Origin of the sequence: Streptomyces sp. SJL17-4, assembly GCF_036826855.1 — a bacterium.
Taxonomy (GTDB): domain Bacteria; phylum Actinomycetota; class Actinomycetes; order Streptomycetales; family Streptomycetaceae; genus Streptomyces.
Genome location: NZ_CP104578.1, coordinates 562582 through 573384, shown reverse-complemented (window position 1 = coordinate 573384; position 10803 = coordinate 562582). Strand labels below are relative to the sequence as shown.

Below are 10803 nucleotides of genomic sequence, written 5' to 3'. Positions count from 1 at the left end.
TGAGACGTGCGCGTTCAGTATACGGAGATGTGGGGTCCGTGATCTTCCAACGGTCATCGGACCGACCGCAGTTGTCCGGGAACGCGGAACCGCCCCGGACGCCGGGGGCGTACGGGGCGGTCGGTGAGCGCTCCGCGAGGGCGCTGGAACCGGTGGCGTGGTCCCTGTCGGTCAGGCGGCGGGACGCCTCCACTCGCGCAGCAGCAGATAGCCCAGGTACCCGCCGCCGACGGCCATCGTGTACAGGCCGACGGGCAGGTTGTCGAAGAGCGGCAACTGCTGCGCGGTCAGGTCGGCAAGCACCAGCAACAGGGCTCCGAGCAGGGTCGACATGACCAGGTGCGGGCCGCCGCTGCGGCTGACCCGCTTGGCGATCTGCGGCGCGGTCAGGGAGATGAAGGCGATCGGTCCCGCCACGCTGACGGCTCCGGCGGAGAGGACGATCGACAGCGCGACGGCCCAGGTCGCGGTCCGGCCCGGTCGGGCCCCGAGGCCGGTGGAGAGGTCGTCGCCCATCTCACCGATGCTCAGGGGCCGGGCGAGGAGCGCCGCGAACGGCAGGGAGACGAGCAGCACCGTCCAGATGGTCGCCGCGTCGTCCCAGGAGCGGGCGGAGAGGCTGCCGTTGATGTAGGCGGTCAGGGCGCTGGCCTTGTCGCGCTCGACGGCGTACACCACGTACTGGGTCAGCGCGGTCGCCATCGCGGCCACGCCGATACCGGCCACCACGAGCCGTCCCGGGCTGCGGAACCCGGTGCCGGTGGCGAGGAACACGACCGTCATCGCGAGGATCGCGCCGAGCAGGGAGCCGACGGCCACCGGCATGACGTCGGGCAGGAACAGGGCGGCGGCCGCCGCTCCCGCTCCGGCTCCGGCGCCGAGCCCGATGACGTCGGGACTGCCCAGCGGGTTGCGGGTGACGGACTGGAACAGGGCCCCGGAGAGACCGAAGGCCGCGCCGGTCGCGATGGCCACCACGAGCCGGGGGCCGCGCAGCCGGTTCAGGACGAAGGCGTTCTTGCCGGTGGCGTCGCCCGCGAGGGCCGACGGCAGATCGGGCAGGTCGATGCCGAGCCTGCCCATCGACAGCGTGGCCACGGCGGCGGCGCAGAGCAGCAGCAGCGAGACCACGGCGGCGATCACGGTGGTGCGGCGCACGGGTACGGCGACCCAGGGGCCGATCCGCAGCACACCGCGGCCGGCGGGCCGCGCCGCGCGGGGCTTGCTCACCTCCGCGCTGTCCGGAGCGTCGGTCCGGTCGGCGGTCTTCATCCCGCTCCCCTCATACGGCGAACGGCGAAGAGCAGGGCGGGAGCGCCGACGAAGGCGGTGACGACCCCGACCATGAGTTCCTGCGGGCGCAGCACGATCCGGCCGAGGACATCGGCGAAGAGCAGCAGCGTCGGCCCCGCGAGGGAGGTGAAGAGGATCTGCGCCCGGAAGTCGGCGCCCACCAGCGCCCGGACGACGTGCGGGACGGCGAGGCCGACGAAGGCGATGGGCCCGACGGCCGCCGTCGCGGCGGCGGCGAGCAGCGTCGCCGCGAGCAGTCCGCCGCCCTTGACGCGGGCGGGGCTGATGCCGAGGGAGGCGGCCTTGTCGTCGCCCATGGCCATGGCGTTGAGTCCCGGCGCCAGCAGCAGGGCCAGCAGGAAGCCGGCCGCGGCGAACGGCAGGACCGCCCAGAAGGCGTCGAAGCCGCGTCCACCGAGCGCGCCCACCACCCAGTAGCGGTACGTGTCGAAGACCTGCGGCTTGGACAGGGCGACGGCCTGGATGAAGGCGGCGAGGACGGCGGAGAGCACCGCGCCGGCGAGCACCAGCCGGACCGGCCCACCGCCGCCGCCGGCGGTGCCGACGACATGGACGACGACACCGGTCAGGAGGGCGCCGACGAGGGCCCACCAGATCGTCTCCCGCTGCCCGGAGGCACCGAGGAAGGCGGTCGCGGCGACGATGCTCGCGGACGCGCCCGCGTTGATGCCGAGAAGTCCCGGCTCGGCGAGCGGATTGCGCGTGATGCCCTGCATCAGGGTGCCGGCGACGGCGAGGCAGAGACCCGCGAGCACACCGAGGACGGTGCGGGGGTAGCGGCTCTCGATGACGGTACGGGTGTACTCGTCGCCGCCTCCGGTGATGACCCGCAGGACGTCACCGGCGGACGTCGGCCTGCTGCCGAACATCACGCTGGCGAGCAGCGCCAGAGCGAGCAGGACCAGGCACAGGACGGCGGCCATGACATGCCGGCCAAGGCCCCGCCGTACAACGGCGGGGCCTTGGCCGGTCCGGGAAAGAGTGGTCACGCTGAGGACCCGTTGTTACTTCCCGGCCTTGGCGACGGCCTTGTCGATCATCGGGAGGTAGCGCTCGATGCTGTACGGCACCGTCAGCGGGTTGATCATCGAGGAGGCGGTGACGAAGGGGGTGTCGTGGCTGTACACGAGCGCGTTCTTCTTCACGGCGGGGATGGCCGCGTACAGCGGCTGGCCCTCGACGGCCTTGCGGGACTTCTCGTCCATGTAGAAGGTGAAGGCGATGTCGCTCTTCGCCAGCTTGTTGGCGTTCTCCAGGCCGATGAGGGCGGAGTCGGTGCCCTCGGTCTCCTTGAAGGTGTTCACGATCGGGTCGACCTTGAGACCGAGCTTGGAGACCATCGCCACGCGCTGCTCCTCGGGCTTGAAGATGCCGAGGGTGCCGGGGCCGGTGTTGTAGATGTACGAGAACGTGACGTTCTTGTAGTTGGGGCGGGAGGCGGCCGCGTCGGCGAGCTGCTTGTCGATCTTCGACTCCAGCTCCTTGGCCTTCTCCGGCTGACCGAGCGCCTTGGCGATGATCTCGATCTGCTGGTCCCAGTTCGTGCTCCACGCCTTCTCGGGGTAGGCGACGGTGGGCGCGATGTCCTTGAGGATGTCGTACTGCTTCTGCGTCAGACCGGACCACGGGGCGAGGATGACGTCGGGCTCGAGCTCGGTGATGGCCTCGATGTCGAGCTCCTCGCCACCCTTGAACTGCTTGGGCAGCGTGGCGCCGGACTTCGTCACGGCCTCGTGGATCCAGGGGAGGTAGCCGCTCTTGTCGCTGCCCCAGGCGTACTCCTCGATACCGACCGGGACGTTGCCGAGGGCGATGGCGGTCTCCGCCGAGCCCTGACCGAGGGTCACCACGCGCTTCGGCTTGTCCTTGATGACGGCGTCACCGAGGGCGCTCTTGATGGTCACGGGGAAGGCGCCCGCCGGGGCCTTGCTCGCCGGCCCTGCCGCGTCGTCTTTCTTGTCGTCCGAGCCGCACCCGGTCACCAGCAGGCCGAGCGAGACCGCGGCGGCACCCGCCACGAGAGCGCGACGGCGAAGGGGGGTGAACACAGAAGGCATGGTGGATCCTTGTCTCCGGGCAGGGCGATGTACGAGGCCCGACTGACGGCCCCACGGACGGATGTCTGCGGGGCAGCGGCAACTCGGTGCTTGTTAGGTGAGCCTAACCTATTCCTGCTTGGGGTCGAGCGCCAGGGGGTTCGATCTCGATGTGATCAACACGGCACCCGGCCGGAGCCCGTAGGGCGCGACGTCGGAGTCCCATGCGGTGCGACGCCGGAGTCCCTACGGTGCGACGGCCTTGCGGAGGGTTCGCAGGCACAGGGAGAGGGCCGTGTGCTTGGGGGTGCCCTGGTCGCGCGCCTGGATCCAGGCGGCGTACAGCAGGGCCCACATGACGTCCTGGAGCCAGCCGGCGTCGACCTCGGGGTCGAGTGTTCCGTCCTCCTGTCCGCGCCGGACGAGAGTCAGCAGGGCCTGGTCGGACGCGGTCTCCTCCTCGATGCCGGACCAGGTCACGAACTGCGGTACGTCGTACAGCAGGAGCAGCCCGTCGCCGAGTTCGAAGAACTCCAGGCAGAGCCGCTCCATCGCCTCGGGCGCCGACCCGTCGTCGAGCCGCGCCCGGTCGGCCGCGGCGGCGACCCGTTCGCGGATGTCCGCGCCGATCGCGGCGAGCAGGTCGGAGCGCTCGGGGAAGTACCGGTGGACGGTGGTCCGCCCCACCCCGGCCGCCTCGGCGACATCGCCGAGCGAGGCGCCGTGGTCGGCGGTGAGCACGGAGACGGCGGCGTCGAGGATCGCGCGCCGAGTGCGGGCGCGCGTGGCGCTCTCGCGGGTGGCCGCGCCGTGCGCGGGAGTGTCGTCGGACCCCATGCGCCCACGGTATCGCCTCATGCCGTTTGGGAAATCCTTTGACCTTTCTGGAACAGAGATGTTCCATTGTGGATATGGTCACCTCCGCCACGCCACGCCTCGGCATCCTGTGGTCCTTCGCCCGCCCGCACCGGCGCACCCTGATCCAGGGCCTCGGCCTCGCCCTGGTCGCCGCCGCCCTGGGCCTCGCCTCGCCCATGGTCACCAAGCACGTGCTCGACGCCCTGGGCAGCTCGTCCTCCCTCACCGGACCCGTGGCGGCGCTCCTCGTGCTGCTCGTCGTCGGCAGCGCGGTGTCCTACCGGCAGTGGATTCTGCTCGGGGCGCTGGGGGAGCGGGTGGTCCTCGACGCCCGCGAGTCGATGGTGCGGCGCTTCCTGCGCGCCACCGTGCCCGGCATCACCCGCAGCCCCACCGGCGAACTCGTCACCCGCGTCACCTCCGACACCGTGCTGCTCCGCGAGGCCACCGCCGCCTCCTTCGTCGGCCTGGTCAACGGGGCGGTCAAACTGGTGGGCAGCCTCGTCCTCATGGCCTTCCTCGACCCGGTGCTGCTGGCCACCACGGTGGCCGCCGTCGTCCTCGTCGGCGCGGCCTTCGCGCTCCTCATGCCCGGCATCGCCCAGTCGCAGCAGCAGGCCCAGGAGTACGTCGGACGGCTCGGCGGTGTCCTCGAAGGCACACTGCGAGCGATCCGTACCGTCAAGGTCAACCGCGCCGAGGAGCGCATGACCGAGCGGATCCTCGCCGACGCGCGCGCGTCGGCCGAGCACGGGATCCGGGCCGTCCGCCGCGAGGCGCTGGCCTGGACGACCGCCTGGTCCGGCGTCAACCTGGCCATCATCGCGATCCTCGCCGTCGGCGCCTGGCGCGTCGGCGAGGGCCGGCTCGAGGTGTCCGGCCTGATCGCCTTCCTCCTCTACGCCTTCGCCCTCATGGACCCGATCACCGAACTCAGCCAGAACGTGACCACCCTGCAGTCCGGCATCGCCGCCGCCGAACGCATCCGGCAGGCAGACGCCCTGCCGTCCGAGGAGGAGGGGACGGCACCGTCCGCGGGCGCATCCGCCCTTGACCCCGAGAAGCTCAGGGACCCGGAGAAGCTCAGGGACCCCGAGAGGCTCAGGGACCCCCGGGAACACCCCGAACCGCGCGACGACGTGCCCGTCCTGGAGCTGCGGAACGTCACCGCCGCCTACGGACCGGACACCGAGGCGGCCGTACGGGACATCGACCTCGTCATACCCCGGCGCGGCCACACGGCCGTCGTCGGTCCGTCGGGTGCGGGCAAGACGACCTTGTTCTCCCTGGTGCTGCGGTTCCTGGAGCCCACCGGCGGCGAACTGCTCCTCGACGGACGGCCGTACCGCGACCACGCCCACGCCGACATCCGGGCCCGCCTCGCCTACGTCGAGCAGGACACCCCGGTCGTCCCCGGTACGATCCGCGACAACCTGCTGCTCGCCCGGCCCGACGCCACCCCGGAGGAACTGCGGCGCGTCCTCCACGAAGTACGGCTCGTGGAGAAGGTCGACGCCCTGGACGAGGGTCTGGACACGCCCCTCGCCACCGCGAACGTGTCGGGGGGTGAGCGACAGCGCATCGCGCTGGCCCGGGCCCTCCTGGCCACCCCCGACGTCCTGCTCCTCGACGAGGCCACCGCTCAGCTCGACGGCCTGACGGAGGCGGCCGTGCAGGAGTGCGTCCGCTCCCGTGCGGACACCGGCGCCGTGGTGACCATCGCCCACCGCCTGTCGACGGTGATCGACGCGGACACCATCGTCGTCATGGAGGCCGGCCGGGTCAGGGCCCGGGGGCGGCACGAGGAACTGATGGCCTCGGACACCCTCTACCGCGAACTGGTGGAGTCCCTGCGCATCTCCGTGCCCACCGGCGCCGGCGCGAACTGAGGGCTCGCGCCGGGCGGAGCGGGTTCGAGATGACTGTGCACCCGGCGCAGCAGAGAACCGAGTTGTGCGCGTTCGCTTGCGTCGAGGGGGGCCAGGATCTCGTCGTCCGTGGACGCGATCTCGGCGCTGAGGTCCGCGAGGTACGACCTGCCGTCCGTGGTGAGCCGCACCACGACACGGCGCCGGTCCGTCTGGTCCCGGTCGCAGTCCACCAGCCCGATGCGGTCGAGGTCGTTGACGATCTTCACCAGGTCGCTGGCGTTCATGTCGAGTCGTGACGCGAGGGCCGTCTTCATCTGGGGTCCCAGGTCGGCGAGCAGCGTCATCACGGTGAGGTGCCACAGACGGAGTCCACGGCCCTCCAGCTTGTCCGTGAGCCGCCGGCGTGCGGCCTTGCCGAGCGCGTACATGAGGTACGCGTTGAGGTTCAGCACGCTGGGAGGCGTCATGCTCATGGAGGGCGCGGCCGTGACGACGGCGGTACGTTCCCCGGTGCCGGTGTCCGTGCTCGCGCCCGCGCCCGCGCCCGCGCCCGCGCCCGCGCCCGCGCCCGCGCCCGCGCCCGCACCCGCGCCCGCACCCGCGCCCACCGCCTCGGCGAGGGAGCTGAAGACCTTCGCCCAGTCGGTCGGCATGTTCGCTATGCCGACGATGGCGAAGGTCGCGCCGGAGGTGTCGCACGCCATGCCGTTGACGATCGGCTGTTCCATCGTCGTGCCTCACTGTCCGTTCGGGCCGTGGGGCTTCAACTGCCGCACCACACAGTTGGGTTGGGTTAACCTACCCAATGCTCGCAGTGGGGCCGTCACGCGGCTCGCGCGCGCCCGGCGGCCCCCTTCGACGTGTTCCGGTCGCATGCGCTCAGGGTCGGGCGGTGAGGTAGCCGCCCATGGACGTGAAGTACTCGGTCGCGGGCAGCTCGCGGCCGTCCTCCGTCCGTACGCGGGTGATGGCCAGGCCGTGGTTGCGGCCCGTGCGGGCGTCGGCGCCGGCGACGATCACGACACCCTCGCCCTCGCGGTAGAAGATGCGGCCGGGGGTGCCGCCGTACCGTCCCTCGGAGACGAACGCGGAGAGGACCTCGAGTCGCTTGCCCCGGTGGAAGGTGAAGGCGCTCGGGTAGGGCGCGGACTGGGCGCGGACGAGCCGCTCCAGGGCGTCGGCCGGCCAGTTCCAGTCGATCCGGATGTCCTCCTCGGCCCGCTTGTGGAAGAAGCTGGCCTGGGAGCGGTCCTGCTTCGTGAACTCGGCCTGTCCGGAGGCGATCTGGTCGAGCGCGCCGATCGTGACCGGGGCGATGAGGTCGACCGTCTTGTGGAAGAGGTCGGTCGTCGTGTCCTTCGGCCCGACGGGGACCGCGTGCTGCTGGACGATGTCGCCGGCGTCGAGCACCTCGTCCATCATGTGGGCGGTGACGCCGACTTCGGGCTCGCCGTTGATGAGGGCCCAGATGAGCGGCGAGAAGCCGGCGTACTTGGGCAGCAGCGAGTCGTGGATGTTCAGCGTGCCGTGGCGAGGCAGGTTGTAGATGTGCGGCGGGATCCACGTACGCCAGTTGTTGGCGACGATGATGTCCGGGTCCGCCTCCTTGAGGCGCGCGAACAGCTCGTCGTCGTCGGGCCTGTTGCGGATCACGACCGGGACGCCGTGCTCCTCCGCCAGGTCGGCGACCGAGTCGCTCCAGATCTTCTCGTAGGCGTGCTCGCTCTTGGGGTGCGTCACGACGAGCACCACGTCGTGTTCGGAGTCCAGGAGCGCTTGGAGGGTGCGATGGCCCCAGGTCTGATAACCGAACATGACGACCCGCATCGGGTTCCTCCTCGGAAAGAGCGATTGACCGTCAGCAAGTAAAGCAAGGCTTACCTAACAGTGCAACTGGCTTGATTTATTCGGTCGTTGAGATCGACCGGCCGCGCATTGCCCGTTTTGACCCATCGACAGCTTCGCTAGATCAGGTTAGCTTTACCTAAGTTCTGCTCGGCCGCCGGTGCCACCGGTGCGCCCGATGCCCCCTGTTCCCCTCAGCCTTCTTCCCGCACGATGGGAGTGACATGTCGCAGGTTCCTCCTGGTGACGCACCTCTGGTCCACGACCTCATCGGTATCGGCTTCGGGCCGTCCAATGTGGCCATGGCGATAGCGCTCAGCGAGCACAACGCACGCGTCGGAAGGCAGGAAGCGGTCACCGCCCACTTCTTCGAGCGCCAGCCACGTTTCGGCTGGCACCGCGGCATGCTGATCGACGACGCGACCATGCAGGTGTCCTTCCTCAAGGACCTGGTGACGCTGCGCAATCCGACCAGCGAATACAGCTTCCTCTGCTACCTGCAGAGCAAGGGCCGGCTGATCGACTTCGTCAACCACAAGAACCTCTTCCCGCTGCGCGTCGAGTTCCACGACTACTTCGAGTGGGCCGCGTCCAAGGTCGACGACATGGTGTCGTACGGCCACGAGATCGTCTCCGTGGAACCGGTCGAGCGTGACGGCGTCGTCGAGTACCTCGACGTGACCGCCCGCTCGGGCTCGGAGCTCGTCGTGCACCGCGCCCGAAACCTCGTCCTCGGTACGGGACTTCGTCCGCGCATGCCGGAAGGCGTCGAGCGCAGCGACCGTGTCTGGCACAACTCCGACCTGCTCGCCAAGGTGGAGAGCCTGGAAGGCACCGACCCCCGGCGCATCGTCGTCGTCGGCGCCGGACAGAGTGCCGCCGAGAACGTGGCCTATCTGCACCGTCGTTTCCCCGAGGCCGAGATCTGCGCCGTCTTCTCCCGCTACGGCTACAGCCCCGCCGACGACAGCGCCTTCGCCAACCGGATCTTCGACCCCGACGCCGTCGACGAGTACTTCACGGCTCCCGACGACATCAAGCGCAAGCTGATGGACTACCACGGGAACACCAACTACTCCGTGGTGGACATCGACCTCATCGACGACCTCTACCGCCAGGCGTACCAGGAGAAGGTCCTCGGCACCGAGCGGCTGCGCTTCATCAACATCTCCCGGCTCACCGGCGTCGAGGACGGCCCGGACAAGGTCCGCGCCTTCGTCACCTCCCTCGTCACGGGCGAGGAGACGGTCCTCGACGCCGACGTCGTCGTCTACGCCACCGGATACAGCCCCGCCGAACCCCTCGGCCTCCTCGGCCCGGTCGCCGACCGCTGCCACCGCGACGACCAGGGACGGGTCCGCGTCGAGCGGGACTACCGGCTCGCCACCGATCCCGAACTGAGCTGCGGCATCTACCTCCAGGGCGGCACGGAGCACACCCACGGCATCACGTCGTCGCTGCTCTCCAACACCGCGATCAGGGTCGGCGAGATCCTCGCCTCGGTCCTCGACCGGAACCCGGCCACCGCGGTCACCTCGCTCGACGCCTCCGTCGACGCCCCCGTCCCCACCGCCGACGAGGCCCGGCCCATGGCCGACGGCGTCGGCACGGCGCGCTAGCGCCACCCCCGCTCCACCCCCCACGCAACAAAGGCCACACCCCGCCGGGCGGCACCTTCGCACCCGAGGGGCGTGGCACGCACTGTGAATCCCCGAAAGGAACGTCCGTGTCCGCTGGTGCACGTCCCGCTCTGGCCCGGTTCGCCAGATCCGCCCCCCGTGTGGCTGTCCTCGCGGTGGCGGCCCTCGCCCTCGCCGCCTGCGGCGGAGGGACCGAGAAGACCGAGTCGCCGTCCGCCACCACCTCCGCCTCGGCCGACGGGGGCGGCAAGCCCGCCGCGTTCCCCGTCACGGTGGCGCACAAGTACGGCTCCACGACGATCGACAAGGAGCCGAAGACGATCGTCACCCTCGGTCTCTCCGACCAGGACGCCGTCCTCGCCCTCGGCGTCAAGCCGGCCGGCGCCGTCGACTGGTTCAAGGAGAAGCCGTACGGCAAGTGGCCCTGGACCAAGGACAAGTGGGGTTCGACCCAGCCGGAGATCGTCGGTGAGCGCGACGAGTACAACATCGAGAAGATCGCGGCGCTCAAGCCGGACCTGGTCATCGCCCAGTACTCGGGGATGAAGAAGGAGCAGTACGACACGCTCTCCAAGTTCACCAAGGTCGTCGCCCAGCCCAAGGACCACCCGGACTACGGCGCTCCCTGGCAGACGATGACCCAGCAGATCGGCAAGGCGCTCGGCAAGGACGCCGAAGCCACCAAGCTGATCTCGGACATCGACGCCCGGTTCAAGGCCGTCCGCGCCAAGCACCCCGAGTGGGCCACCAAGACGCTCGCCGTCGCCGACAGCTTCGAGGCCGGCAAGTACTCGGCGTTCACGAAGACCGACCCCAAGTCGATCTTCTTCCAGGAGCTGGGCTTCAAGCTCAAGCCGGAGATCGACACCCTGGCCAAGCCGGGCTTCAACGTCGCCGACCTCAGCGCGGAGAAGCTGAACGTCCTCGATGTCGACCGGCTCGTCTGGGTCACCTCCAGCACCGAGGCCAACGACCGCATCAAGGCCGAGCCGCTCTACAAGAAGCTCAAGGTCAACCAGGAGAAGCGCGACCTGTTCGTGCCGTACCAGGGCCCGGACATCGGTGCCGCGTTCTCCTTCAACACCGTGCTGTCGATCCCGTACGCCATCGAAGAGATCGAGCCGCTCCTCACGGCCGTCAAGTGATGCCCACCGGCTGACGCGCCACCGAGCCACCAGCTGACCCGACCGACGGCGTGGCGGAACCTCTCGCCACGCCGTCGGCGGCTTCCGTCGCCAC

The 10803-nt window shown here is 70.0% G+C and carries 9 protein-coding genes; 3 read left to right on the top strand and 6 right to left on the bottom strand.

Features of this window, described 5'->3' with window-relative positions; genetic code table 11:
- Positions 1-171 precede the first annotated feature (171 nt).
- The 4 genes from N5875_RS02325 to N5875_RS02310 form a co-directional block, all read right to left on the bottom strand.
- Positions 172-1272: an iron chelate uptake ABC transporter family permease subunit gene (locus N5875_RS02325; RefSeq protein ID WP_338491527.1), complete on the bottom strand. Its 1101-nt coding sequence runs from the start codon at positions 1270-1272 to the stop codon at positions 172-174.
- Positions 1269-2237 carry an iron ABC transporter permease gene (locus N5875_RS02320; protein ID WP_318210535.1) on the bottom strand — a complete coding sequence of 323 codons (969 nt, stop codon included), beginning with the start codon at positions 2235-2237 and terminating at the stop codon, positions 1269-1271. The genes N5875_RS02325 and N5875_RS02320 overlap by 4 nt, the downstream gene beginning before the upstream one ends.
- Positions 2238-2318: 81 nt before the next feature.
- A complete protein-coding gene (locus N5875_RS02315; protein ID WP_318210534.1) occupies positions 2319-3371 on the bottom strand; it encodes an iron-siderophore ABC transporter substrate-binding protein in 1053 nt (350 codons plus the stop codon).
- A gap of 225 nt (positions 3372-3596) precedes the next feature.
- Positions 3597-4187: a TetR/AcrR family transcriptional regulator gene (locus N5875_RS02310; RefSeq protein WP_318210533.1), complete on the bottom strand. Its 591-nt coding sequence runs from the start codon at positions 4185-4187 to the stop codon at positions 3597-3599.
- A 74-nt stretch (positions 4188-4261) separates the two neighbouring features.
- Here N5875_RS02310 and N5875_RS02305 point away from each other — a divergent pair, with 74 nt between their 5' ends.
- Positions 4262-6097, top strand: coding sequence for an ABC transporter ATP-binding protein (locus N5875_RS02305; protein ID WP_338491524.1), 1836 nt, complete (start codon positions 4262-4264; stop codon positions 6095-6097).
- Here the strand turns inward: N5875_RS02305 and N5875_RS02300 are convergent.
- Entirely contained in the window at positions 6037-6807 is a 771-nt protein-coding gene (locus N5875_RS02300) for a MarR family winged helix-turn-helix transcriptional regulator (protein ID WP_338491523.1), read from the bottom strand. The two genes, N5875_RS02305 and N5875_RS02300, sit on opposite strands and share 61 nt — an antisense overlap.
- A 151-nt stretch (positions 6808-6958) precedes the next feature.
- Entirely contained in the window at positions 6959-7906 is a 948-nt protein-coding gene (locus N5875_RS02295; RefSeq protein ID WP_338491521.1) for a methionyl-tRNA formyltransferase, read from the bottom strand.
- 242 nt (positions 7907-8148) lie between these two features.
- On the opposite strand from N5875_RS02295, the gene N5875_RS02290 reads away from it, so the two are divergent.
- The gene (locus N5875_RS02290; RefSeq protein WP_338491519.1) at positions 8149-9543 is read left to right on the top strand and encodes a lysine N(6)-hydroxylase/L-ornithine N(5)-oxygenase family protein; all 1395 of its coding nucleotides are present in this window, start codon (positions 8149-8151) and stop codon (positions 9541-9543) included.
- A 107-nt stretch (positions 9544-9650) separates the two neighbouring features.
- Entirely contained in the window at positions 9651-10709 is a 1059-nt protein-coding gene (locus tag N5875_RS02285; protein ID WP_318210528.1) for an iron-siderophore ABC transporter substrate-binding protein, read from the top strand.
- Positions 10710-10803: the final 94 nt, after the last annotated feature.

Bases quoted from the DNA above. Each gene is read 5' to 3' on its own strand.
- N5875_RS02295 (WP_338491521.1), bottom strand. From the start codon at position 7,906: ATGCGGGTCGTCATGTTCGGTTATCAGACCTGGGGCCATCGCACCCTC.
- N5875_RS02325 (WP_338491527.1), bottom strand. From the start codon at position 1,272: ATGAAGACCGCCGACCGGACCGACGCTCCGGACAGCGCGGAGGTGAGC.
- N5875_RS02305 (WP_338491524.1), top strand. From the start codon at position 4,262: ATGGTCACCTCCGCCACGCCACGCCTCGGCATCCTGTGGTCCTTCGCC.
- N5875_RS02290 (WP_338491519.1), top strand. From the start codon at position 8,149: ATGTCGCAGGTTCCTCCTGGTGACGCACCTCTGGTCCACGACCTCATC.
- N5875_RS02315 (WP_318210534.1), bottom strand. From the start codon at position 3,371: ATGCCTTCTGTGTTCACCCCCCTTCGCCGTCGCGCTCTCGTGGCGGGT.
- N5875_RS02310 (WP_318210533.1), bottom strand. From the start codon at position 4,187: ATGGGGTCCGACGACACTCCCGCGCACGGCGCGGCCACCCGCGAGAGC.
- N5875_RS02320 (WP_318210535.1), bottom strand. From the start codon at position 2,237: ATGGCCGCCGTCCTGTGCCTGGTCCTGCTCGCTCTGGCGCTGCTCGCC.
- N5875_RS02300 (WP_338491523.1), bottom strand. From the start codon at position 6,807: ATGGAACAGCCGATCGTCAACGGCATGGCGTGCGACACCTCCGGCGCG.